This window comes from Pseudarthrobacter sp. MDT1-40-2, assembly GCF_059383595.1.
In genome coordinates this window covers 82,171-106,741 of the sequence record NZ_JBWZCL010000001.1, presented here as the reverse complement: position 1 = coordinate 106,741, position 24,571 = coordinate 82,171, and the positions used below count along the sequence as shown (strand labels likewise).

The window sequence follows — 24,571 nt, the reverse complement described above, 5'->3', positions numbered from 1 at the left end:
TACATGGCAGGATGGAAGTTATGTTGCGTTGGTTGACTGCCGGTGAATCCCATGGCCCGGCTTTGATGGGAATTATCGAAGGCGTCCCCGCAGGTGTGGAGCTTTCGAGCAAGCAAATTGCGGACTCACTGGCCCGGCGCCGCCTGGGCTACGGCCGCGGTGCACGCATGAAGTTTGAACAAGATGCCGTTACCATCCTTGGCGGCGTCCGCCACGGCATTACCCAGGGCGGTCCCGTAGCCATCCAGGTCGGCAACACCGAATGGCCCAAATGGGAGCAGATCATGTCTGCTGACGCCGTGGACCCTGCACTGCTGGCGGAACAGGCCCGCAACGCCCCGTTGACCCGCCCCCGGCCCGGCCACGCTGACTTCACCGGGATGCAGAAGTATGGATTTGACGAAGCCCGGCCTGTCCTGGAGCGTGCCAGTGCCCGCGAGACGGCCACCCGCGTTGCCCTGGGCACGGTGGCGGCGCAGTTCCTGAAGCAGTTGGGTATCGAACTGGTAAGCCACACGGTATCCATTGCCAGTGTCACCGTTCCCGAAGGGCGCCCACTGCCGCTTCCGTCCAACGTCCTGGCCCTTGACGCGGATCCGTTGCGCTGTTTCGACCGGGAAACCTCGGATGCCATGGTCGCCGAGGTAGACGCCGCCCACAAGGAAGGCGAAACCCTGGGCGGCATCGTGGAGGTTCTGGCGTACGGGCTGCCGCCAGGACTCGGCAGCTACGTGCATTGGGACCGCCGCCTCGATTCCAGGCTGGCTGCCGCCCTCATGGGCATCCAGGCCATCAAGGGAGTGGAGGTCGGCGACGGCTTCCTTACTGCGGCCCGCCGTGGTTCCGCTGCCCACGATGAGATTGTCAAGGACGCAGACGGCCGGATCATCCGGACCAGCAACCGTGCCGGCGGCATCGAAGGCGGCATGAGCATCGGCGATGTCCTGCGCGTCCGGGCCGCCATGAAGCCGATCGCTACCGTTCCACGCGCCCTCAAGACCATTGACGTCAGCACCGGTGAACCCGCCAAGGCCCACCACCAGCGCTCAGATGTCTGCGCAGTCCCGGCAGCCGGGGTCGTGGCCGAAGCCATGGTTGCCCTGGTTCTCGCGGACGCCGTCAAGGAGAAGTTCGGCGGCGATTCCGTCGCGGAGACCTCACGCAACATGAAGGGGTACCTCGAAAACATCCCCGCGGCACTGGACTCGATCGGCCTGTAGTGTCCTTCAGCAATAGTGCCGGCGGGTCCGGAGCAACGCCCGTTGTGCTGATCGGGCCCATGGCCGTTGGCAAGAGCGCCATCGGGTACCAGCTGGCGCAGCGCCTGGGCCGCGCGTTCGTGGACACGGACGTACTGATCGTGGCAGCACATGGCAGCATCCCCGGGATATTTGCGGCCCGGGGGGAGCATGGCTTCCGGGAAATCGAGGCCAAGACTGTAGCTGCAGCGATTGAGGAAGGCACCGGCCGGGTTATTTCCCTTGGCGGCGGTGCCGTGCTTGATTCCGGGACGCAGCAACTGCTGGAACCATGCACCGTGGTGTACCTGGAAGGCGACGTCGACACCGTGGCGGCGCGGATCGCCAGGACTTCCGGGCGCCCGTTACTGGCCGGCGATGCCGTCGAGAGCTGGAAAGCGCTGTTTGCTGCCCGCCAGCCGGTCTACGAACGGCTGGCGGACATCGTGATGGACGTCCGGCAAGGCACGGTGGCAGAGCTGGCAGGCCGCCTTGAAGACACGCTGCGGAAGTATGCAGCGGCCCAACAGGAAGTGGAACATTGAATAAGCCATCGACAGTCATCAAAGTCACCGGTGACGGTACGGGACAAAATTACGACGTCGTCGTAGGCAACGGTCTGCTGGGCAACCTGTCCGGTGTGCTGGGGGAGCGCGTCCGGCGTGTGCTTGTTATCCACCCCCGGGCACTGCGTTTGACCGGTGACGCCGTCCGCGCATCCCTTGAGACGGACGGCTTCACGGCCCTGACGGCCGAAATTCCGGATGCCGAAGAAGGCAAGCACATCCAGGTGGCCGCGTTCTGTTGGCAGGTCCTGGGCCAGAACGACTTCACACGCTCGGACGCCATTGTTTCCGTCGGCGGCGGGGCCGTTACCGATCTCGCCGGATTTGTGGCCGCAACCTGGCTGCGCGGCGTCAAAGTAATCCATATGCCCACCAGCCTCCTTGGCATGGTGGACGCCTCTGTCGGGGGCAAGACCGGAATCAATACGGCGGAAGGCAAAAACCTGGTAGGCGCCTTCCATCCTCCGGCCGCCGTGCTGGCAGACCTGGACACGCTGGCCACCCTTCCCAAAAACGAACTCATCTCCGGCATGGCCGAAGTGGTCAAGTGCGGATTCATCGCCGATCCCGCCATTCTGGATCTGGTCGAGAAGGACCCGGCAGCCGTCACTGACCCGGAGTCCGCCGTACTCCGTGAGCTTATTGAGCGGTCCATCAGCGTCAAAGCAAAGGTTGTTTCACAAGACCTCAAGGAATCCGGCCTGCGCGAGATCCTCAACTACGGCCACACCCTGGGCCATGCGATTGAACTCGTGGAACGCTATTCCTGGCGCCACGGGGCCGCGGTCTCGGTGGGGATGATGTTCGCGGCGGAACTGGCCCGCAGTGTGGGCAGGCTCAGCGATGCGGACGCCGACCGGCACCGCAGCATTCTTGAATCGCTCGGGTTGCCCGTTACCTACCGTCGGGACCGGTGGCAGGGACTCCTTGACGGGATGAGACGGGACAAGAAATCACGAGGTGACCTCCTGCGCTTTGTGGTCCTGGACGGCATCGCGCGCCCGGGAATCCTCGACGTCCCGGATACCTCCCTCCTGTTCGCCGCCTACCAGGAGATCGCCTCCTGATGTGGGATTCCGCTGCAGCCACTATTGAATGGCCGGACGCCGGATTCCCGGGCGTCCGGATCAACCCGCTCACCCTGGTTCCGGAAATCACCAACGAGGAAGAATGCCAGGCGGCCCTTGAGGCCAGCAACGATCCCTCTGACCGCATTTTTGTGCTCCTGGTCCAGGGGGACGCTGCCAATGCCGCAGAGCTCCTCGCCGAGGCCCGCTACACAGATCCCGAGTCCCTCCGGCTGAGGACTTATGAAGCCGAAGTCCTGCGGATCTCGCACCGCTATGACAGGGCCATTGAGTTGTACAGGCAGCTTCTGGCGGAGGTTGCAGGGACCGCCCGGGAAGCACTGATCCTCCAGTGCCTCGGGACCACCCAGTATGCCGCCGGGCACGTCGGTGCCGCCGTCGAAGCTTTCACCCGGGCCTTGGACCTGCAGGTCGCCGGAGCGGCGGAAGCCGCCCAGATTTACACCTCCACAGTGGCCCTTCAGCGCGCCAGGGACGTCCTGGAACTGGCATCCTGACCGGTTCCCTGAATTTACCGGTAGAATGGTCTTTGGATTTTTGACAAAAACAGACTGGCGGGCCGTGCGCACGCCTGCCTGGCATAACCAGCTGGCAGCGCAGACCAGTCAGAGAAACCCAGAGGGAACCAGTGGCAACCACTAACGACATCAAGAACGGAACCGTCCTTAAGCTTGAGGGCCAGCTCTGGAACGTCATCGAGTTCCAGCACGTCAAGCCAGGCAAAGGCGGCGCATTCGTCCGCACCAAAATGCGCAACGTGATGTCCGGCAAGGTAGTGGACAAGACGTTCAACGCCGGACTCAAGATCGAAACCGCCACCGTGGACCGCCGGGATTACCAGTACCTGTACCAGGACGGCGCCGACTTCGTTTTCATGGACACCTCGGATTTCGATCAGATCACCGTCTCCGGCGCCACCGTTGGTGATGCCACCAACTTCATGCTCGAAAACCAGATGGTCAACATCGCCATCCATGAGGGCAACCCGCTCTACATTGAGCTGCCGCCAAGCGTAGTCCTCGAAATCACCTACACCGAGCCGGGCCTGCAGGGCGACCGCTCCTCGGCCGGCACAAAGCCTGCCACTCTGGAGACGGGCTACGAGATCCAGGTGCCTTTGTTCGTGGAGAACAACACCAAGGTCAAAGTGGACACCCGTGACGGCAGCTACCTTGGCCGGGTCAGCGAGTAGTGAGCGCACGCGGTAAAGCCCGTAACAGGGCGCTGGACATACTTTTCGAAGCCGAGCAACGCTCCCTTTCGGCCTTCGATGTGCTCCGGGCGCGCCGGGAAAAAACTGACCAGGTCATCAACCCCTACACCGTGGATATTATTGAAGGCGTTGTCTCGCAGCAGACTGCCATCGACGAATTCCTGGAGACCTACTCGCAGGGCTGGTCGCTGGAACGGATGCCGTCGGTGGACCGCATCATATTGAGGATCGGCACCTGGGAACTTCTGTTCAACGACGACGTTCCGGACGGCGTGGCCGTCAGCGAGGCAGTGGCCCTGGCCAAAACGCTGTCAACTGATGAATCGCCGTCTTTCATTAACGGCCTTTTGGGCCGCCTGCAGCAGCTCAAACCGTCGCTGCTGGCCTAAGCCGTCCACAGCATCCGATCCAGCCCCGTCCAGAGCACCGATCTGGACGGGGCTTTTTCGCGTCCGGCGTGCAGGTGTGTCGGAAATGGGCCGACAGCCACCGCACCCCTACCTGGAAGCTGACGAACGGTTCCATCAGCTCATTGCCCGGCAGACGGGGAACCAGTTCCTGGTCGCTGCCTATTCAGCGTTAGGCGGCCAGGTGCAGCGGTTCCGGCTCTTCGGGGGAGTGGGAATCACAGATGCTGAATTCGCCATCGCCGAGCACCGGGCGATTTTGGACACGGTGTCTACTGAAGATCCGGACAAGGCCGGTGCCGCGATGGCCGAGCACATCCGGAAGGTCCGTTCGCGGGCCATTGCCGACGCACCGGAAAGCTGACCGTCATCACGGTTGAGTAAACCGGAATAGTCATTTCGCGTGCCTCGACAGCACGCATTGCCGGGCGGACGGAACGCACTGCGATCTTGACAGCTTCTTCGCGATACTAATGAGATCACCGCGTCGGACACCGGCACTATGGGCGTCTACGCGCTGGGTGTCCTGCCATTTGTTGCCGCCGTCATGATGTATGCCACCAAGCGGTTCCGCAACAAGGCGGACGATTTGCTCGAGGAGAAGTGAGCAACTTGCAAGTGCTCTATGTGGGTGTCAGCACCAAGATGTACCTGGGGTACCGGGAGAGCCTGGACTGGTTGGCCGGTATACGGCGCGAAGTGGACTCCCGTCCGGCCCTTGCGGCCGGCCAAGTGGTCCCGTTTGTCACTCCTTCCTTCCCGGTGCTTCCGGCGGTCCCACCATGGTTGCAGGATCACCGCTGGTGCTGGGTGCGCGGGACGGCGGATGGGCCGATGGTCCGTGGACAGGTGAGGTCTCGCCGTCGATCCTGGCCGAACTGGGTGTGGGCCTGGTAGAGATCGGGCATGCCGAACGGCGGCAGCATCTCGGCGAAGACAATGCCATGATCGCCCGGAAGGTTCGGGCAGCCGACAATGCCGGTATCACGCCGCTCCTGTGTGTTGGCGAGGACACTGCAAATGCCGGCGGCAGCGAAACGGAAGGGACGCGAGGGGCGGAAGGTGCAGCCGGTTTCGTCCATCAGCAGATCGAGGAAGCCGTAGACGGCGACTGGGCGCTGGCGTCCCGGGCAATCATCGCCTACGAACCCGTCTGGGCCATCGGCGCTCCGGAACCTGCCGCTGCAGGGTACAACACCGCCGTCGTACATCACCTGCGAGAATTGCTTGGCGGACACGGGCAGGGCGCGGGCAGCGCAGGGGAGCTGCGGATCATTTACGGTGGCTCGGCAAAGCCAGGGCTCCTGCTCGACGGCGTCTCCGGACTTTTTCTCGGGCGCTTCGCCCACGATCCGGCGAACTTCGGCAAGGTGCTGGACGAAGCCCTCGCCGGCGTCAGCGGGCTACGGCCGCCCGTAGCCTGAGGATCTCCTGCAGTGCTCGTTGTTCATCGAGCTGGTGGACGGCTACATCCCGGCCGGCCAGGATCCGCTGGCGGGTAAAGGCCAGCTGGGTGGCGGCCCGGATGAACGCCTTCATGTAGCCACGGCGGTTGGAACCGCTGGCCCAGGCAAGCGCAGCCCGCCGCCCGGCCCCCGTGGCCAGCATGTCCACCTCGGCGGGAGTGAACCAGCCTGCTGCGGCATACTCGCGGAGGCGCTGCCTGGTCAGCCGGTTTTCGGCAAGGCGGACGAGGACGACGACGACTGCCACCAGCAGGAACATCGGCACCTGGAACGTGAGGTACTGCAGCAGGAAGTCCTGGCCCATGCTGTTCCACCTGTTGTGCAGGAACATGGCCGGCAGGAGTCCCACAAAGAAGGCTGCCACCGACAGGCCGTTATGCCAGCGCCGTGCGGCGAAGCCCATGATCAGGCCTGTAGTACCGGTAAAGACTGCATGGGCAAAGGGAGACATGATGCCCCGCAGGAAGAAGATTGAGACCAGGTCCGTCGCCGGGCTGCTGGAGTCGGCGACTGCCCGGCCGAAGTAGAGAATGTTCTCCGTGAACGCGAAACCGCCGGCGATGGTGAACGCGAAAACCACGCCGTCCACCGGGCCGTCGAAGTGCTTCCTTGCAAGGAGGAGGAGCATCAACAGCCCCAGCGACTTCGCAAACTCCTCGACGATAGGTGCCTGGATCGTGGCCATGAAGGTGAAGTATTCCGCGTTCGAGGAAAACTCTCTGGATAGTGCGAACAGCGGCTGGATCAGCAGCGTCACAGCGATGGAAACTGCAGCTCCCCAGGTGAACGCAAAAAGCAGGAGCCGCTTGGGCTCAGGCTCCCAGCGGTCTATCAGGAAAACCGTGAGAAGCACCACAGACAATGGAACCAGTGAGGCGATGAAACCGATCAGGAAACCCGCCGGTCCAGTGCTGGAGAGCAGGAAAGGAACCACCAGGAACAAGCTGAGGAACGCCAGAGCGGCGCCCCCCAGGACGAGTACCAGTACTCCGGCGCTCCGCCCGGTCCGGGCTGCAACAGCAGGCGGAATGATGGACTGTACGCCGCCGGACGGGCCTCCTGGCGCCGGCCGGTAGTCGCCAGGATCGACGTGCCCCAGCCAGGTCGGGTTGGCCTGGCCTCCGCCGGGACCGGCAAGCCCACCCCGCCGGTGCTGTCCGCCGCCGGAAGGATCGGGGTACTGTGATTGATTTGTCGGCATGCCGAAAGCCTATGGGGCTGCAGGCCGGGGGCCAAGAAACCGCGCGGGCGTCGGGTCTGCGTGTGGTAATTTGAAGAGTCAAATATTCCTTTTTTAATTCCGTCCTGTGAGGCGGGGAAAGGGGAGACGAGCGTTGACTTCTGTCACCAATGTGCCTGTTCCGGCCAGGGTTGTACTCAACCAGGCGGACATTGACCGGGCACTGACTCGTATCGCCCACGAGATCCTTGAGGCTAACAAGGGCTCCCAGGATCTGGTGCTGCTGGGCATTCCGCGCCGCGGTTATCCGCTTGCCCTCCGGCTCGGCCGGAAAATTGCTGAAGCCGATCCCGCTGTTGATGCTGCCGCCATTGTCGGCCAGCTTGATGTCACCATGTTCCGGGACGATCTTTCCCACCAGCCCACCAGGCCGCCGCATCACACCCAACTGCCGGCGTCAGGCATTGACAACAAAGTCGTGGTGCTCATCGACGACGTCCTGTACTCCGGCCGGACCATCCGTGCTGCCCTTGATGCCCTGGTGGACCTTGGCCGCCCCCGCATTGTCCGGCTCGCCGTCCTGATCGACCGCGGCCACCGTGAGCTCCCCATCCGGGCGGACCACGTTGGCAAGAACCTGCCTACCGCCTCCTCGGAAAAAGTCAGGGTGCACCTGGCCGAGACTGATTCCGTCGATGGCGAACCCGTGAACGAAGTGGTCATCGAGGCAGGAGCGTGAAACACCTCCTCTCCACCCAGGACCTCAGCCTGGCCAATGCAGTACGGATCCTCGATACCGCGGAGGAAATGGCGGCAGTAGGCGAGCGTGAGGTCAAGAAGCTCCCCGCCCTCCGCGGCCGCACAGTGGTCAACCTCTTCTTCGAGGACTCCACCCGCACCCGGATTTCCTTCGAGGCGGCCGCCAAGCGGCTCTCCGCGGACGTCATCAACTTCGCGGCCAAGGGCTCCTCGGTGTCCAAGGGCGAGTCGCTGAAGGACACCGCGCAAACGCTGTCCGCCATGGGCGCCGACGCCGTCGTCATCCGGCACTGGGCCTCCGGGGCGCCGCACCGCCTCGCGGCTACTGACTGGATCGACGCTGCCGTCATCAATGCCGGCGACGGAACCCATGAACACCCCACCCAGGCCCTCCTGGATGCGTTCACCATGCGCCGCCACTGGGCAAAACTCAGCGGTTCGGCCTCCATCGGCGCCGATCTGTCCGGCATGCGCGTTGCCATCGCCGGTGACGTCCTGCACTCCCGCGTGGCCCGCTCCAACGTCTGGCTGCTTCGCACTCTCGGTGCCGACGTGACGCTGGTGGCGCCGCCCACTCTGCTGCCCATCGGCGTCGAATCCTGGCCCTGCAGGGTCAGCTACAACCTGGACGAAGTGATTGAAGGGGGAGTGGACGCGGTTATGATGCTCCGCGTCCAGGGCGAACGGATGAACGCCTCCTTCTTCCCCTCCACCCGTGAATACTCGCGGCGCTGGGGATTTGACGACAACCGGCTCCGCTCATTGGACACGCTTGGCCTCAAAGACACCATCATCATGCACCCCGGTCCCATGAACCGCGGCCTGGAGATTTCCTCCGCTGCCGCGGACTCGCCGCGGTCCACGGTGCTCGCGCAAGTGCGCAACGGCGTGTCGGTACGGATGGCTGTGCTGTACCTGCTGCTCTCCGGGGACACCCGGGAGCCGGTCACCGCCGGCACAGCCCGCACCGACACAACCCGCACCGATACTGCCCGGACCAGCGCAGCCCCTTCCACTAAGGAGAGCAACTAAATGGCTGAGAACAACGGAACCTATCTGATCCGCGGTGCCGCAATCCTGGGAGCCGGTGCCGAAGACCTCCTGATCCGGGGCGGCTTGATTGCCGCCCGCGGCGCCGGTGCCTCCTCTGCTGACGGTGCCGAGGCCGCTACTGTCATTGACGCTGTTGGTCTCGTTGCGCTGCCCGGCATGGTGGATATCCATACCCACCTCCGCGAACCCGGCCGCGAAGACGCCGAGACGGTGGAAACCGGAACGCGTGCTGCGGCACTGGGCGGCTATACAGCAGTCCACGCCATGGCCAACAGCAACCCGGTGGCCGATACCGCCGGCGTGGTGGAGCAGGTCCACAGCCTGGGCCGGGCCTCCGGCTGGGTGGACGTCCGCCCGGTGGGTGCCGTCACCGTTGGCCTGGCCGGGGAACAGCTGGCCGAACTCGGTGCCATGGCTGACTCGCGTGCACAGGTCCGCGTCTTTTCCGACGACGGTATCTGCGTCCACGATCCCGTCCTCATGCGCCGGGCTCTGGAATACGTCAAAGCCTTCGACGGCGTCGTTGCCCAGCACGCGCAGGAACCGCGCCTGACCGCCGGTGCGCAGATGAACGAAGGAACCGTATCCTCGGTGCTCGGCCTGGCCGGCTGGCCTGCCGTCGCAGAGGAAAGCATCATTGCCCGCGATGTCCTGCTGGCGCAGCACGTGGGCTCCCGCCTGCACGTCTGCCACGTCTCCACGGCCGGTTCGGTGGAGATCATCCGCTGGGCGAAGGGCCGCGGCATCAACGTCACCGCCGAAGTGACCCCGCACCACCTGCTCCTCACCGACGAGCTGGTGCGCAGCTACGATCCGGTCTACAAGGTCAACCCGCCGCTGCGCACCGATGCGGACGTCCAGGCCCTTCGGGAAGCCCTCGCTGACGGAACCATCGACGTCGTCGGCACCGATCACGCTCCCCACCCCAGCGAACACAAAGAATGCGAGTGGGCGCAGGCGGCGATGGGCATGACCGGCCTGGAAACCGCGCTTTCGGTGGTGCAGCAGACCATGATCGACACCGGTCTGATGGACTGGGCCGGTTTCGCCCGGGTCACGTCCACTACTCCGGCAGCCATCGGCAGGGTTGCTGACCAGGGCCGGCCACTGGAGGCCGGCGAACCGGCAAACGTCATTCTCGTAGATCCGGCTGCACGCTGGACCGTGGATCCTTCTAAGATGGCAACCATGGGCCGGAATTCACCTTTCAAGGGCAGGGAACTGCCCGGCAAGGTGATGGCCACTTTCTTCAACGGACATCCCACGGTCCTGGAGGGCCGCCTGAACACCCCCTTCAGGCACGCCGCCGCAGCGGCAGCAGGTGCTTCCTGATGGACACGCGGCTTCTCTCGCTCGTTATCACCCTCGCCCTCATCGCCGTTGCCTTCGCCCTGATCGGCCTGGGCTGGCGGAACCGGCTGAGGCGGCAGGCCGACGTCGGGGTGTTGCCCGGGATGCCACCGGCACTGGGCGAGCCGGTAGCGGCAGCCGAGGGCCAGTACGTCTCCACCACCACCTCGGGTGACTGGCTGGACAGGATTGCGGCGCACGGCCTCGGCATCAGGACCAATGCTGAACTGGCCGTTTACCCGCACGGCGTGGTCTTTGACCGCTCCGGGGCCCCACCGCTGTACATCCCGGCGGCCAGCCTGGTGGACGTGCGGCAGGACAGCGGCATGGCCGGAAAGTTCGTCGAGAAGGACGGCCTCCTGATTGTCAATTGGCAGCATGGTACCCGCGGCCTGGACACGGGCTTTCGCACCCGGCGTGCCGCGGACAACGAAGTCCTCTTCGAGGCCCTCCAGGAATTGATTTCGTCAGCCCCCTCGGCTGGTGCCCATAGTGGAAAGTAAGACAGTGACGGAAACCCGCACAGCGCACACGAGCGTGACAGACACAGCACAGACAGAACCAGCAGCGAAAGCGAACCCAGTGACAGCAACCTCCGCTCCGGCACGGCCCGCAGCATCCACCCCGGCCGCCCTGGTACTGGAAGATGGCAGGATCTTCCGTGGCCAGAGTTACGGCGCCATTGGCACCACCCTGGGCGAAGCCGTCTTCGCCACCGGTATGACCGGCTACCAGGAAACCATCACGGATCCTTCCTACGCCCGCCAGTTGGTGGTGCAGACCGCGCCGCACATCGGTAACACCGGTGTGAACAACGACGACGCCGAGTCCCGCCGCATCTGGGTGGCCGGCTATATTGTCCGGGACGCCGCGCGGCGCCCGTCCAACTGGCGTTCGGAGCGGAGCCTGGACGAGGAACTGGTGGCGCAGGGGATCGTCGGGATCCAGGGCGTGGACACCCGCGCCATCACCCGTCACCTGCGCGAGCATAAGACCATGCGTGCCGGCATCTTCTCCGGCGACGCAGCAGCGGCAAGTGACAAGGACCTCGTCGACGCCGTCCTGGCCAGCGCACCCATGGAAGGTGCCCGCCTGGCCGAGGAAGTCAGCGTCAGTGAGGCCTACGTGGTTGAGCCCAAGGACTACGGATGGGACGGTGACGCCCGTTTCACCATCGCAGCGGTAGACCTCGGCATCAAAGCCATGACCCCGGTCCGTTTCGCCGAACGCGGCGTGCGGGTCCACGTGCTTCCTGCCACTGCCACGCTGGAAGACGTCAAAGCGGTCAATCCGGATGGCTTCTTCATGTCCAACGGCCCCGGCGACCCTGCCACCGCAGACGCCCAAGTCAACCTGCTGCGCTCAGTCCTGGATGAAAAGCTGCCCTACTTTGGCATCTGCTTCGGCAACCAGATCCTGGGCCGGGCCCTGGGATTCGGCACGTACAAGCTGCGCTATGGCCACCGCGGCATCAACCAGCCTGTCATGGACCGCCGCACGGGCAAGGTGGAAATCACCTCGCAGAATCACGGTTTCGCCGTTGACGCACCGCTCGACGGCGCCACCCAGGCCCCCGAGGAACGGTACGGCCGCGTGGAGGTCAGCCACATCAGCCTCAACGACGACGTCGTCGAGGGCCTCGCCTGCCTGGATATCCCGGCTTTCTCCGTCCAGTACCACCCCGAAGCGGCGGCCGGCCCGCACGACGCCGCCTACCTCTTTGACCGCTTCATCGACCTGATGGAAGGCACCCGCGACGGCCGGACGGCCAACCTGTCCGGTGAGCCCGTCGATTCCGTACACCCTGCCGGCGCAGAACACAAAAACGCCAACAAGACTGAGGACAAGAAGTAATGCCGAAACGTACAGATCTCAAAAGCGTCCTCGTCATTGGCTCGGGCCCGATCGTCATCGGCCAGGCTGCCGAGTTCGATTATTCCGGCACCCAGGCGCTGCGGGTGCTCAAGGAGGAGGGCCTGCGGGTCATCCTGGTGAACTCCAACCCGGCAACCATCATGACGGACCCCGAGTTCGCCGACGCCACCTACATCGAGCCCATCACCCCCGAGGTGGTGGAGAAAATCATCGCCAAGGAACGCCCTGATGCCATTCTGCCCACCCTGGGTGGCCAGACTGCGCTCAACACCGCGATCGCGCTAGACAAGAACGGCGTGCTGGAGAAGTACAACGTGGAGCTGATCGGCGCGAACATCGCGGCAATCGAACTCGGTGAGGATCGTGAGAAGTTCAAGGGCGTGGTGGAACGCTGCGGCGCCGAGTCCGCCCGCAGCCACATCATCCACACCATGGACGAGGCGCTCACGGCCGCCGAGGACCTCGGCTACCCCATGGTGGTCCGGCCCTCCTTCACCATGGGCGGCCTGGGATCGGGCCTGGCCTACGACGAAAACGACCTCCGCCGCATCGTGGGCCAGGGCCTCCAGTACAGCCCCACCAGTGAGGTTTTGCTCGAAGAGAGCATCCTCGGCTGGAAGGAATACGAGCTCGAGATGATGCGGGACAAAAACGACAACGTCGTGGTTGTCTGTTCCATCGAGAACTTCGATCCGGTAGGCGTCCACACTGGCGACTCCATCACGGTGGCACCGGCACTGACCCTGACCGACCGTGAGTACCAGCGCCTCCGCGACATTTCGATCGCCGTGATCCGTGAAGTCGGCGTCGATACCGGTGGCTGCAACATCCAGTTCGCCATCGATCCGGCCACCGGCCGCGTCGTCGTGATCGAAATGAACCCGCGGGTCTCGCGCTCCTCGGCGCTGGCATCCAAAGCCACCGGATTTGCGATTGCCAAAATCGCCACCAAGCTGTCGCTGGGCTACACCCTCGACGAAATCCCCAACGACATCACGCAGAAGACTCCCGCTTCCTTCGAGCCCACGCTCGACTATGTGGTGGTCAAGGTCCCACGGTTCGCCTTCGAGAAGTTCCCGGCTGCGGACAACACCCTCACCACCACCATGAAGTCGGTGGGCGAGGCCATGGCCATGGGCCGCAACTTCACCGAAGCCCTGCAGAAGGCGCTCCGGTCCCTGGAGCAGAAGGGCTCGCAGCTGGACTTCACCAGCGTTCCCGAATGGGAGGTCGCCGAGCTCATTGAGAAGTCAAAGCGTCCCACCACCGAGCGCCTGCACCAGGTGCAGCGCGCCATGCTGGGCGGTGCCACCGTGGAGGACCTCTTCGAGGCCACCAAGATCGATCCCTGGTTCCTTGACCAGTTGCAGCTGCTCAACGAGATCTCGCACGAGATCCGCCAGGCCCCGGCACTGACCTCCGAGATGTTGAAGCGGGCAAAGCGTCACGGCTTCTCCGACGAGCAGATCGGCGCCCTGACCCACAACTCCGAAGCCGTGGTCCGCGGCGTGCGGCAGGCCCTCGGAATCCGCCCGGTCTACAAGACCGTGGACACCTGCGCCGCCGAGTTCGCCGCGTACACCCCGTACCACTACTCCGCCTATGACGAGGAGGACGAGGTTGCGCTGCACGCCAAGCCCTCCATCCTGATCCTGGGCTCCGGTCCCAACCGCATCGGCCAGGGCATCGAGTTCGACTACTCCTGCGTGCATGCCTCCATGGCGCTGCGCAAGGCCGGCTACGAGACCGTGATGGTCAACTGCAACCCGGAAACAGTCTCCACTGACTACGACGTCTCCACCAGGCTCTACTTCGAGCCGCTGACCCTCGAGGACGTCCTGGAGGTCATCGCGGCCGAGGAACGCACAGGCGGCGTGATGGGTGTGTTCGTCCAGCTGGGCGGCCAGACCCCCCTCAAGCTGGCCCAGCAGCTCGCCGACGCCGGTGTCCCCATCCTGGGCACCTCCCCGGAAGCCATCGACCTGGCCGAACACCGTGGCGCGTTCGCCCGCGTGCTGGACCAGGCGGGCCTCATCTCGCCGAAGAACGGCACTGCGGTGTCCTTCGAGGACGCGAAGAAGATTGCCGATGAAATTGGCTACCCGGTCCTGGTCCGCCCGTCTTACGTGCTGGGCGGCCGGGGCATGGAAATCGTCTACGACGAACCTAACCTTTCCCGCTACATCGCCAACGCCACGGAGATCACCCCGGACCACCCGGTGCTGATCGACCGGTTCCTTGAGGACGCAGTGGAGATTGACGTCGACGCCCTGTTCGACGGCAAGGACATCTACGTGGGCGGCATCATGGAGCACATCGAGGAAGCCGGCATCCACTCCGGCGACTCCGCCTGCGTCCTGCCTCCGATCACTCTCGGCGGCAACGTCCTGGAGCGGGTCCGCACCGCCACCCGTGCCATCGCAGAAGGTGTTGGCGTGCGGGGCCTGATCAACATTCAGTTCGCCCTGGCCTCGGACGTGCTGTATGTCCTGGAAGCAAACCCGCGGGCATCACGGACTGTGCCGTTCGTCTCCAAGGCCACCGGCGTCCAGATGGCGAAGGCTGCGGCCCTGATTGGTACCGGCGTGACCATCCACCAGCTCCGCACCGCTTACAAGATGCTGCCGGAAACCGGAGACGGCTCCAGGTTGCCCCTGGACGCGCCCGTCTCCGTCAAGGAAGCTGTCCTTCCGTTCAGCCGCTTCCGCACGCCGGAGGGCAAGGTGGTGGACTCGCTGCTTGGCCCGGAAATGCGCTCCACCGGCGAGGTCATGGGGATCGACAAGCACTTCGACACGGCCTTCGCCAAGAGCCAGGCAGCCGCCAACAACGCGCTGCCCACTGAAGGTAAAATCTTTGTCTCCGTGGCAAACCGCGACAAACGCTCGGTCATCATGGGCGTCAAGCGGCTCTCCGACCTTGGGTTCGAAATCATTTCCACCGGTGGTACCGCAGACGTCCTGCGCCGCAACGGCATTCAGGCCACGCCGGTCCGCAAAGTGGCTGAAGGTTCCAGCGCCGAGGGCGAAGGCACCATCGCGGACCTCGTCATCGCCGGCGACATCGACATGGTGTTCAACACTCCCTCCGGCGGCGAGGCCCGCAGCGACGGATATGAACTGCGCGCCGCAGCTACGTCGATCGGCATTCCCTGCATCACCACCGTTGCGGAGTTCAACGCCGCCGTGCAGGCGATCGAGGCCATGCGCACTTACGAATGGTCCGTCACCAGCCTGCAGGAACACGCTGCCGCCCTGGCCGCATCGCAGCTGGCGGACGCACAGAGAATTGCCCTGCAGAATGCCTAACGGTACGCCCGGCAATGGTGAAACGGCTGGCCGGGAACCCTTCGGTGCCCGGCTGGCCGCGGCCATGGCCGCACGCGGCCCGCTGTGCGTGGGTATCGATCCGCATCCCGCGCTCCTGAAGCACTGGGGGATGAACGACGACGTCGACGGGCTGAGGCGCTTTTCGCTCACCGCCCTGGGGGCCGTCAGTTCCCTTGCTGCCGCCGTAAAACCGCAGGTCGCCCTGTATGAACGCCACGGTTCGGCGGGGATGGCGGTCCTGGAAGAGGTCCTGGCCGCCAGTGCCGATGCCGGCGTCCTCAGCATCGCCGACGCCAAACGCGGCGACATCGGGTCCACCATGGCTGCTTACGCTGATGCCTGGCTTCGCGACGGTTCCTCCCTGGCTGCGGATGCCGTGACGCTCAGTCCTTACCTGGGCTTCGAATCGCTCCGACCGGCGCTGGACCTCGCGGTGGAGTATGGCCGGGGAGTGTTTGTCCTGGCACTGACCTCCAACCCTGAGGGTGCCTCGGTGCAGCATGTGGGTGCCGAAGACTCCGTCGCCCGCCGCATCACCGAGGCTGCTGCTGCCGAGAATCACCGCGCTGCTGCTTCAGCGGCAATGACGGCGGGAACTCGGGGAGGGGTAACCATGGGTTCTGTGGGACTGGTGGTAGGCGCCACGGTGGGTTCCGCCGTCGAACGCCTCCGCCTGGACCTGACGGCCATGGCCGGTCCTATCCTGGCACCGGGCCTTGGCGCGCAAGGCGGCACGGCACGGGAAATGCGCTCCACCTTCGGCGCGGCGTATCGCCAGGTACTGGGAACCTCCAGCCGGGAAATCCTCGCTGCAGGGCCGGACACCGCTGCCCTGCAGGACGCTTCCCGGCGCACCTTGGATCTGCTGCGCATTGATTAACCGGCCCCGGCGGGGGTAGGTTCAGGAGCAGTCGAGGGCGCCGGTCCTGGACGCTTCCTGACCCTACAAGCACGGGGAGAGCAAACAGTGAGCCTTCGACCCCTGACTGCCGAACAACGCACTGAGGCTTTGAACAAGGCTGCCGCCGCCCGGGCAGCGCGCGCTGCGGCAAAAGAACGACTGAAAAACGGTGAGTTGAGTGCTGCTGAGCTGCTGTCCGCAGCGAGCGAGGATGATGCCCTGGCCAGGATGAAAGTGGCCGAGCTTTTGGAATCAAGGTCAGGAATCGGCAAGGTGCGCGCTGCAGCCATTATGAAACAGCTGGGGATTGCGGCATCACGGCGGCTGCGGGGGCTGGGCGTTCACCAGCGCCGGGCACTGGTAGATTTTATAGACGAAAAGTAGTGGCGGGGTCTAAAGGCCCATCCACCCGCATACCGCCGCAAAGGAATACGTGAGCAAGTTACCCGGACTGACAGTCCTCGCCGGCCCGACGGCCGTCGGCAAAGGCACCGTATCCACTTATATCCGGGACAACTATCCCCAGGTCTGGCTGTCAGTTTCAGCCACTACCCGCGCCCCACGGCCCGGTGAGCAGGACGGAGTGCACTACTTTTTCAAGTCGAAGGAAGAGTTCGAGTCCCTGGTGGAGGCCGGCGAATTCCTGGAATGGGCCGTGGTCCATGGGCAGAACACGTACGGCACCCTGAAAAGTACGGTAAACCAGGCCATCGCTGAAGGCCGTTCGGTGCTCCTTGAAATCGATCTGCAGGGCGCCCGGCAGGTAAAAGAGGCCGTTCCGGACGCCCAGTTCGTCTTCCTGGCCCCGCCCAGCTGGGAAGAAATGGTTCGCCGGCTGGTGGGCCGTGGCACCGAAACACCGGAAGAACAGCAGCGCAGGCTGGAAACCGCTAAACTGGAACTTGCTGCTGAGCCGGAGTTCGACCACACAGTCATCAATGACGACGTTCGCCGGGCAGCGGACGAGCTTGTTTCACTCATGGGGCTGGCACCGAACCCGCGCTGAGCGCCGGAACGTACCCGCCCGTTAGAATTTGGAGAATTCGTGTCCACGAACCTTGAAGGCATCATCAACCCGCCGATCGACTCCCTGCTTGAGGCAGCGGATTCCAAGTACGGTCTGGTCATTTTCGGTGCCAAGCGTGCACGCCAGATCAACGCCTACTACGCCCAGCTGCACGAGGGCCTGTTTGAGTACGTTGGCCCGCTGGTAGACACCAAGCTGAACGAGAAATCGCTCTCGATCGCACTGCGTGAGATCAACGAAGGCAAGCTCGTTTCCACGCCGGTCGAAACCGCAGAGTAGCCTCCGTTCCGTGCGCATAGTCCTGGGAGTCGGGGGAGGGATAGCTGCCTACAAGGTGGCATCCCTCCTCCGGCTTTTTACTGAAGCGGGCCACGACGTCACGGTGGTACCCACCGAGGCGTCCACACGTTTCGTCGGCGTCGCTACGTGGGAGGCGTTGTCCGGGCATCCGGTCACCAACAGCGTGTTCGACGACGTCGACCAGGTCCGGCACGTCCGGCTGGGACATGAGGCGGACCTGATCGTCGTCGCCCCGGCCACCGCGGACCTGCTGGCGCGGGCTGCGGCCGGCATGGCCAACGACCTTCTGACCAACACTTTGCTGATGGCCCGCGGGCCCGTGCTGTTTGCCCCGGCGATGCACACGGAAATGTGGCAGAACGCGGCTACCCGCGCCAACGTCGAGACCTTGCGCAGCCGTGGCATCACGGTCCTGGAGCCTGCCACCGGCAGGCTGACCGGCTCAGATTCAGGCCCTGGACGACTGCCCGAACCCGAAGCGATCTTCGAGGCAGCGCTTGCACTTGCCGCACCGCCGTCGGACTATATCTCTCCGGCGCCGCTGGCTGGGGCGCTGTCCAGTGGTTCCCTGTCCGGGAGGACGGTCATTGTCAGTGCAGGCGGTACCCGCGAACCCCTGGACCCCGTACGCTTCCTGGGCAACCGTTCCTCCGGGAAGCAGGGGGCGGCCTTGGCCGCAGCAGCCCGGGACGCCGGGGCGATCGTGACTCTGGTGGCCGCATACATGGAAGTCCCGGCGCCCGTTGGCGTGGAGGTTGTCCCCGTGGAGACCGCGCTGGAGCTGCGGAAGGCCATGTTGGCGGCCGCTGCCCAATCAGACGTCATCGTGATGGCCGCGGCCGTGGCCGATTTCAGGCCCGCAGCGGTATCGGACACCAAGATCAAAAAGCGGGACGACGCCGATGATCCCGTGATCACCCTGGTCCGTAATCCGGACATCCTGCATGAACTGGTCCAACAGCGCGGGGAATCCGGTCGGACCCAGCTGATCGTTGGATTCGCAGCGGAAACAGGTGACGAGCGCGGTGACGTCCTGGCCTACGCCAAGGCGAAACTGGAGCGCAAAGGTTGCGATCTGCTGGTGGTTAATCAGGTGGGCCAAGGCAAAGTCTTTGGCCAGGATTCAAACTCCGTGGTCATCCTTTCAGCGGCAGGCGCCGATCCCGAATCTGCATCCGGAAGCAAGGATGAAGTATCGGCAGCGGTGATCGATCGCATTGGCTCTGAACTGAGCCGTGTCGTTCCGCACATCTGAGACGCATGGCTGGTCATTCCCAGGTCACTGGGGGACATCCGCTGCCGCTCCCGCGAATTCCAACCAGTAAGGTAGTTGAGTGACTTTACCCCTGCATATTCCCCACACCACCGGGGATGCCCCCGCCGCGCTCCGACTGTTCACCTCGGAGTCGGTTACTGAGGGGCACCCGGACAAAATCTGCGACCAGATCAGCGATGCGATCCTCGATGCACTGCTGGCCGCTGATCCGGAATCACGTGTTGCCGTGGAGACCATGGCCACCACCGGCCTGGTCCACGTCGCCGGGGAAGTCACCACCGACGCCTACGTCGAAATTCCGCAGATCGTCCGCGAGACCATCCTGGGCATCGGCTACGATTCTTCGGCAAACGGCTTCGACGGTGCCCGGTGCGGTGTTTCCGTCTCCATTGGCCAGCAGTCCAATGACATCGCCGGTGGCGTCTTCAACTCGCTGGAAGCGCGTGAGGGCCGTCAGGAAGACGACTACGATCTTCAGGGCGCCGGGGACCAGGGCCTGATGTTCGGCTACGCGAGCGACGAAACTGCCTCCTATATGCCTACGCCCATCTGGCTGGCACACCGCCTGTCCGAGCGCCTCACCGAGGTCCGCAAGAACGGACAGCTCCCTTACCTGCGGCCGGACGGCAAGACCCAGGTCACCGTTGGCTACGATCGCGACACCCCTGTTTCGGTTGAGACGGTGGTGATTTCCAGCCAGCACGCCGAAGGCGCAAGCCTTGATCAGCTGCGGGCAGACCTTGCAACGTTCGTGATTGATCCGGTGCTTGCCGCTGCCGAACTGGATATTTCAAGGGCGCACAACATCCTCAACCCGGCCGGCGAGTTCGTGATAGGCGGGCCGGTGGGTGACGCCGGCCTGACCGGCCGCAAGATCATTGTGGACACCTATGGCGGCTTTGCCCGCCACGGCGGCGGTGCCTTCTCCGGCAAGGATCCCTCGAAGGTCGATCGTTCGGCAGCCTATGCCATGCGTTGGGTAGCAAAGAATGTCGTGGCCGCCGGCCTTGCCAAGCGTGCCGAGATACAGATCGCCTACGCAATTGGCCAGGCCCGCCCGGTGGGCACCTACGTTGAGACTTTCGGCACCGAGACCGTTGACCCTGCACGGATCAGCCAGGCCATTGCGGAAATTTTCGACCTCCGCCCCCGCGCCATCATCGACGCCCTTGACCTGAAGCGGCCCATTTATGCGAAGACTGCGGCGCACGGCCACTTCGGCCGGGATGAGCCTGACTTCACCTGGGAACGCCTGGACCGTGTGGAAGACCTCAAGGCCTTCTTCAACGCCTGAGTCCATGTCAGTGGTTCCTGGTTGACTGGCTCTGTGGCAGGGTTCCGGCCGGTTGGCGGCAGCGGAAGTTCGGCAAGGAGAAGGAGGTGGTCAAAGTGGTCAGCTCGCGGGCAGGGCAGGGTGAGAGTATTCAGCTGTCCCTTCTCCAAGGCTTCCCGCCAAGTGCGGCCTCGGCTCCAGGCATCGCCCTGGCCCCTGTGAATCCAGTGGCCCGCGTCCTGGTGGAATCGGGGGTGCCACACCTGGACAGGCCCTTCGACTACAGCGTTCCGGCGTCCCTAAATGCAACAGCCTTGCCGGGCGTGCGGGTGAAGGTCACCTTCAACGGGCAGGAACTGCCCGGCTACCTGTTGGAGCGCCGGGATACTACCGACGCCGGGCACACCCTGGCTCCGCTGCACAAGGTTGTTTCCGCAGTGCCGGTTTTGACTCCGGCCATCCGCCGCCTGGCTGAGTCCGTGGCGGCGCGCTACGCCGGTACAGTCAGCGATGTTATCCGCGTAGCTGTTCCGCCCCGGGTCGCGCGGCTGGATAAGGAATTCCTGGCGCGACATGCCGGGGCAGGTACCGCGTCCCTGGCTGCTTCCGGAGCAGGCGGGCCGGAAGACGGCGGACACGCTCCTTCTGCATCGCCCGGCTCCGTCTGGGCGGGTTACCGCAGTGGCAGCCCATTCCTGCTGCATCTGGCGGCAGGCGGGTCGCCGCGGGCCGCCGTCAATGCACTCCAGGGATACGGGCCCAAGAGCTGGCCGGTTCTTCTGGCCGAGGCGGTAGCTGCCGTCCGCGCGTCGGGCCGTGGCGCCGTCGTCGTGGTTCCTGACTACCGCGACCTTGACCGCCTGGAAGACGCATTGTCCGCCGTGCTCCCGGCGGCGGACGTCGTCAGGCTCTCTGCTGACGACGGCCCGGCCGTCCGGTACGGTAATTTCCTGCGGCTCGTGGAAGGTTCGGCGCGGGTGGCAATCGGTACCCGGTCCGCTGCCTATGCTCCCGTGATCCGGCCAGGGCTGTTTGCCTGCTGGGATGACGGCGACGACCTCCACATCGAACAACGCGCGCCGTACGCACACACCCGTGAAGTCCTCCTGCTGCGCGCGGAGCAGGAAGACGCTGCCTGCTGTCTTGCTGGCCATTCCCGCAGTACAGAGGTCCAGCGCCTTGTGGAACAGGGCTGGGCCGTCGCTGTTGAACCCGATCGTCCTGCCACCCGGGCAGCTGCACCCCGGGTGGTGAACACTGCTGACAGTTTTGAGCAGGAACGTGACCCCCTGGCCCGCGTTGCACGGCTGCCCGGGGCCGCCTGGAAGGCTGCCCAGGATGGCTTGCTGCGCGGGCCCGTACTGGTGCAGGTGGCCAGGGCAGGCTACGCACCATCCCTGGTGTGTGACTCCTGCCGCGAGCCCGCACGCTGCAATTCGTGCCAGGGTCCGCTTGCGGTAGCCGGCAGTACCGGCTCCGCGTCCGTCCCGCAGTGCCGTTGGTGTTCCACACCTGCACCTACCTGGGAGTGCGGGCACTGCGGGGGCCACCGTTTGCGGCGCGGTGCCACGGGGGTCATCCGCACTGCCGAGGAACTGGGGAAAGCCTTCCCGGGCAGGCCTGTCATTACGTCCTCGGGCGATCACGTCAAGGCGTTGGTAGGCGATTCCGCGGCCCTGGTGGTAGCCACAGTAGGAGCAGAGCCCGTGGCGGCCGGCGGCTATGCGGCTGCACTCCTGTTGGACGGCGATTCGCTGCTGCGCCGCGAGAACCTGCGCGCGGGCGAGGACACCGTGCGGCGGTGGTTTAACGCTGCTTCCCTGGTGCGGCCGGCCAAAGATGGCGGCCTGGTGGTGGTCACGGCGGCGGATACTTCCGCCGTCGGAGCACTGCTGCGCTGGGACCCCTCCGGCTATGCCGAACGTGAGCTGGCGCTGCGGCGGGAACTCCACCTGCCGCCTGCGGTCAGGATTGCGTCGGTCACCGGGCCCGCAACTGATGTGGCGTACTACGTGGATGCTGTGCAGCGGCAGCTCAAGGCTGCCGGCGTCAACCTTCGCACGGCCGGACCTGCGCCCGTGGTCCTGGGGCGGCCAGCAGGCAAAGAGGCGCCTCCCGGCGAGGCTGACGTCAGGACGCTGCTGTTCATTCCTTATGCCGACGCCGCGGAGGTAACCAGGATCCTGCGCGCCATCAAGGCCTCCAGTGCGGCGAAACGGAGCGCCGGCCCGGTCCAGCTCCGGCTCGACGGCACCGACGTGCTCTAGGTCCCTGCCTTCTGCCGTGCCGCCGAACGGCGGGCCACGATTTCCTCTGCGAGCGCCACAAGCTGGTGGGCGGAGTGGTCCCAACTGAACTGGCCTGCGCGCATAACTGACAGCAGGGATGCCTCCCGCCACTGTGAGTCGTCGTCGAGCTCCCGCACGGCGGCTGCGAAGGCCGCCGGTGAGCCTGGATCAACGTAGCGCACAGCATCGCCGCCCACTTCACGGAAAATCGGGATGTCGCTGGCAATGACCGGGGTACCCACTGACATGGCTTCCACCAACGGCAGCCCGTAACCCTCAGCCCGCGACAGGCTCACCAACGCGGTGGCCCGGTGGAGCATCTGCATGTATTCGGGGTCCGAGACTCCGTTGTGGAAGATGATGTCCGCCCCGGGTGGCACCAGCACCTCCAGCTCGGCCAGGCGCTGGGGAGTGATCCTGCTAAGCAGATGCAGTGTGTAGCCGGGCAGCGAGGCCATCCCGGCAATCATGGTCTCCACGTTTTTGTACGGCATGAAGGAACCCATGTACAAGAGCGAGCGGTCAGCACCGTCGTCAGGACTACGGGGTTCCTGGTCCGGCTGCGGGGCATTGCCCACGATCCGGACAGGGCGGTGCGTCAGCCGGTACTTGGCCATCAGTGCCTGGGTGGTGTGGCTGATGGTAGCGACGGTATCCGCGCGGTTCAACAGCACTCGCTGCGGCCAATACGCCTTGTGGTACAGCCTCCACAGCAGCCGCACCGGCGAGGGGAGGAAGCCCGGCGGTGTGGGGTTCTCATAGTAGATGAGGTCGTGCAGGGTCAGCACCAGGCCGTACTTGCGCCCCCAGCTGCCCATTGTTTGCATAGGGCAGACCACGACGTCGGCGCTCAGCCTGTTCACTTTCCGCGCCACGAAAAGTTCCAGTGGGGAGAGCGGGCTGTTGATCAGTGTGTACGGCACATCAGGGAGAAGGGCCAGCTGCCGGGGATCGCTGATGAGCATGGACACGTCCGCCAGCTTGGCGGTGGCCGCAATCAGGCTGGCGCCATAGCGGCTGATGCCGTCGTGGTGGTCGGTACGGGTGAAGCGTGCGTCGATGACGATTCTCATGCGGTGGGACCTGCCAGGAAGTCGTTGATATATTCTGCGGCAGCCTGAGGCGTTTCGTAATGGATCAGATGCCCGACGCCGGGGATGACCTTCAGTGTCGCGTCCGGGAGCCGGGCGAGCAGGCGGTACTGATCCCTGAGTTGGGCGATTTCGTCCATCTCGCCGGCAATAAGGAGAACCGGCAGCGCCAGGGCAGGCGCAACGTCACCAACATTCGAACTGACGGACGCCCGGAAGGACTCGAGCAGGCTGTTCCGGTCCGCGAAGGCGCTGAAGTAGGAATGGTGCTGCCCGTGGATGAAGCGCCGCAGGTCAGGATCACGCGTTTTGGCCATGGCTTCGCTCATCACCCTGACGATCGCGCGATTTCGCAGCAACGCCAGGCCCAACCGCTCAGGGAGCCGGGCAGACAGTTGATAGTAGAGGACAGCCAGCCGGGTCATCAGGCCCTTGGGTCCTTCCAGCGCCGGCGCTGCAATCGGATTGATGAGGATGAGCCGCTCCACCGCCCCCGGATGTGCTGCGACGAAGTGGGAGGCCACGATCGAACCGAAAGAGTGGCCCAGCAGTACCGTGTCCGGTCCCAGCCCCAGGACGGCCATGAAGCCGCTGATGAACCGGCCATAGGCAGGTACGTCGTGGGGACTGGTTGGGAAAGCTTCTGAACTGCCAAAGCCGGGAAGGTCCGGCATGATGATGCGGTGTCCCGGAAGCTGGTCCGCCACCCGCAGGAGCCCATGATGGTCTCCGCGGAAGCCATGGATCACCAGGACGGTCCGGGTCTGGGGCCCAGGGCTGGCTGGTTCATACGTCCAGTACGCGGTACCGGTGCCTTCCACGCGTACCGTCGAGGCGGTAGTACGCGCTGCGAGTCCGGCGCTGTACCAGGATGTTGATGATGTCATAGGG

General features: G+C 64.5%; 22 protein-coding genes and 3 pseudogenes. 22 read left to right on the top strand and 3 right to left on the bottom strand.

The window, feature by feature from the left end:
• Window positions 1-20: 20 nt before the first annotated feature.
• From aroC to AC50X5_RS00445, 9 genes and pseudogenes are all read left to right on the top strand, one after another.
• The gene (gene aroC / locus AC50X5_RS00485; RefSeq protein ID WP_463933599.1) at window positions 21-1,220 is read left to right on the top strand and encodes a chorismate synthase; all 1,200 of its coding nucleotides are present in this window, start codon (window positions 21-23) and stop codon (window positions 1,218-1,220) included.
• Window positions 1,221-1,279: 59 nt separating this feature from the next.
• The gene (locus AC50X5_RS00480; RefSeq protein WP_494975186.1) at window positions 1,280-1,783 is read left to right on the top strand and encodes a shikimate kinase; all 504 of its coding nucleotides are present in this window, start codon (window positions 1,280-1,282) and stop codon (window positions 1,781-1,783) included.
• On the top strand, window positions 1,780-2,871 hold the full coding sequence (gene aroB, locus AC50X5_RS00475) for a 3-dehydroquinate synthase (protein ID WP_494974253.1): 1,092 nt from the start codon (window positions 1,780-1,782) through the stop codon (window positions 2,869-2,871). Before AC50X5_RS00480 ends, aroB begins: the two co-directional genes overlap by 4 nt.
• On the top strand, window positions 2,871-3,389 hold the full coding sequence (locus tag AC50X5_RS00470; RefSeq protein ID WP_494974252.1) for a tetratricopeptide repeat protein: 519 nt from the start codon (window positions 2,871-2,873) through the stop codon (window positions 3,387-3,389). Before aroB ends, AC50X5_RS00470 begins: the two co-directional genes overlap by 1 nt.
• A 131-nt stretch (window positions 3,390-3,520) precedes the next feature.
• Complete coding sequence (gene efp, locus AC50X5_RS00465) at window positions 3,521-4,084, top strand: elongation factor P (protein ID WP_275214236.1); 564 nt, start codon at window positions 3,521-3,523, stop codon at window positions 4,082-4,084.
• The gene (gene nusB, locus AC50X5_RS00460; protein WP_493985406.1) at window positions 4,084-4,494 is read left to right on the top strand and encodes a transcription antitermination factor NusB; all 411 of its coding nucleotides are present in this window, start codon (window positions 4,084-4,086) and stop codon (window positions 4,492-4,494) included. Before efp ends, nusB begins: the two co-directional genes overlap by 1 nt.
• Before the next feature lie 109 nt (window positions 4,495-4,603).
• Window positions 4,604-4,876 (top strand): annotated as a pseudogene (locus AC50X5_RS00455) (FCD domain-containing protein); the annotation flags it as partial.
• Window positions 4,877-4,969: 93 nt separating this feature from the next.
• A pseudogene (locus AC50X5_RS00450) lies at window positions 4,970-5,119 on the top strand (MFS transporter); the annotation flags it as partial.
• Window positions 5,120-5,157: 38 nt separating this feature from the next.
• A pseudogene (locus tag AC50X5_RS00445) lies at window positions 5,158-5,936 on the top strand (triose-phosphate isomerase family protein).
• On the opposite strand, the gene AC50X5_RS00440 reads toward AC50X5_RS00445, so the two are convergent.
• Window positions 5,908-7,179: a PrsW family intramembrane metalloprotease gene (locus AC50X5_RS00440; protein WP_494974251.1), complete on the bottom strand. Its 1,272-nt coding sequence runs from the start codon at window positions 7,177-7,179 to the stop codon at window positions 5,908-5,910. The pseudogene AC50X5_RS00445 and the gene AC50X5_RS00440 sit on opposite strands and share 29 nt — an antisense overlap.
• Before the next feature lie 133 nt (window positions 7,180-7,312).
• On the opposite strand from AC50X5_RS00440, the gene pyrR reads away from it, so the two are divergent.
• The 13 genes from pyrR (at window position 7,313) to AC50X5_RS00375 (ending at window position 22,568) form a co-directional block, all read left to right on the top strand.
• Window positions 7,313-7,897: a bifunctional pyr operon transcriptional regulator/uracil phosphoribosyltransferase PyrR gene (gene pyrR, locus AC50X5_RS00435; RefSeq protein ID WP_494974250.1), complete on the top strand. Its 585-nt coding sequence runs from the start codon at window positions 7,313-7,315 to the stop codon at window positions 7,895-7,897.
• The gene (locus tag AC50X5_RS00430) at window positions 7,894-8,949 is read left to right on the top strand and encodes an aspartate carbamoyltransferase catalytic subunit (RefSeq protein WP_494974249.1); all 1,056 of its coding nucleotides are present in this window, start codon (window positions 7,894-7,896) and stop codon (window positions 8,947-8,949) included. Before pyrR ends, AC50X5_RS00430 begins: the two co-directional genes overlap by 4 nt.
• Window positions 8,950-10,302, top strand: a complete 1,353-nt coding sequence (locus AC50X5_RS00425) for a dihydroorotase (protein WP_494974248.1) — start codon at window positions 8,950-8,952, stop codon at window positions 10,300-10,302.
• Window positions 10,302-10,823 (top strand): PH-like domain-containing protein, encoded by a 522-nt coding sequence (locus AC50X5_RS00420; RefSeq protein ID WP_494974247.1) that lies wholly within the window; start codon window positions 10,302-10,304, stop codon window positions 10,821-10,823. Before AC50X5_RS00425 ends, AC50X5_RS00420 begins: the two co-directional genes overlap by 1 nt.
• A gap of 79 nt (window positions 10,824-10,902) precedes the next feature.
• The gene (gene carA, locus AC50X5_RS00415; protein WP_494974246.1) at window positions 10,903-12,174 is read left to right on the top strand and encodes a glutamine-hydrolyzing carbamoyl-phosphate synthase small subunit; all 1,272 of its coding nucleotides are present in this window, start codon (window positions 10,903-10,905) and stop codon (window positions 12,172-12,174) included.
• The gene (carB, locus tag AC50X5_RS00410; RefSeq protein ID WP_494974245.1) at window positions 12,174-15,503 is read left to right on the top strand and encodes a carbamoyl-phosphate synthase large subunit; all 3,330 of its coding nucleotides are present in this window, start codon (window positions 12,174-12,176) and stop codon (window positions 15,501-15,503) included. The genes carA and carB overlap by 1 nt, the downstream gene beginning before the upstream one ends.
• Window positions 15,496-16,404: an orotidine-5'-phosphate decarboxylase gene (gene pyrF / locus AC50X5_RS00405; RefSeq protein WP_494974244.1), complete on the top strand. Its 909-nt coding sequence runs from the start codon at window positions 15,496-15,498 to the stop codon at window positions 16,402-16,404. Before carB ends, pyrF begins: the two co-directional genes overlap by 8 nt.
• An 87-nt stretch (window positions 16,405-16,491) precedes the next feature.
• Entirely contained in the window at window positions 16,492-16,809 is a 318-nt protein-coding gene (mihF, locus tag AC50X5_RS00400) for an integration host factor, actinobacterial type (protein WP_463933569.1), read from the top strand.
• A gap of 49 nt (window positions 16,810-16,858) precedes the next feature.
• Window positions 16,859-17,431: a guanylate kinase gene (gene gmk, locus AC50X5_RS00395; protein WP_494974243.1), complete on the top strand. Its 573-nt coding sequence runs from the start codon at window positions 16,859-16,861 to the stop codon at window positions 17,429-17,431.
• A 39-nt stretch (window positions 17,432-17,470) separates the two neighbouring features.
• Complete coding sequence (gene rpoZ, locus AC50X5_RS00390; protein WP_463933565.1) at window positions 17,471-17,731, top strand: DNA-directed RNA polymerase subunit omega; 261 nt, start codon at window positions 17,471-17,473, stop codon at window positions 17,729-17,731.
• Between the two features lie 10 nt (window positions 17,732-17,741).
• The gene (gene coaBC / locus AC50X5_RS00385) at window positions 17,742-19,007 is read left to right on the top strand and encodes a bifunctional phosphopantothenoylcysteine decarboxylase/phosphopantothenate--cysteine ligase CoaBC (protein ID WP_494974242.1); all 1,266 of its coding nucleotides are present in this window, start codon (window positions 17,742-17,744) and stop codon (window positions 19,005-19,007) included.
• A 79-nt stretch (window positions 19,008-19,086) separates the two neighbouring features.
• Window positions 19,087-20,322 carry a methionine adenosyltransferase gene (gene metK, locus AC50X5_RS00380; protein WP_494974241.1) on the top strand — a complete coding sequence of 412 codons (1,236 nt, stop codon included), beginning with the start codon at window positions 19,087-19,089 and terminating at the stop codon, window positions 20,320-20,322.
• A gap of 86 nt (window positions 20,323-20,408) precedes the next feature.
• A complete protein-coding gene (locus tag AC50X5_RS00375; RefSeq protein ID WP_494974240.1) occupies window positions 20,409-22,568 on the top strand; it encodes a primosomal protein N' in 2,160 nt (719 codons plus the stop codon).
• Here the strand turns inward: AC50X5_RS00375 and AC50X5_RS00370 are convergent.
• Together AC50X5_RS00370 and AC50X5_RS00365 are read right to left on the bottom strand one after the other, a co-directional pair.
• Complete coding sequence (locus AC50X5_RS00370) at window positions 22,565-23,662, bottom strand: glycosyltransferase family 4 protein (RefSeq protein ID WP_494974239.1); 1,098 nt, start codon at window positions 23,660-23,662, stop codon at window positions 22,565-22,567. The two genes, AC50X5_RS00375 and AC50X5_RS00370, sit on opposite strands and share 4 nt — an antisense overlap.
• The gene (locus tag AC50X5_RS00365) at window positions 23,659-24,567 is read right to left on the bottom strand and encodes an alpha/beta fold hydrolase (RefSeq protein WP_494974238.1); all 909 of its coding nucleotides are present in this window, start codon (window positions 24,565-24,567) and stop codon (window positions 23,659-23,661) included. The genes AC50X5_RS00370 and AC50X5_RS00365 overlap by 4 nt, the downstream gene beginning before the upstream one ends.
• Between the last annotated feature and the right edge of the window lie 4 nt (window positions 24,568-24,571).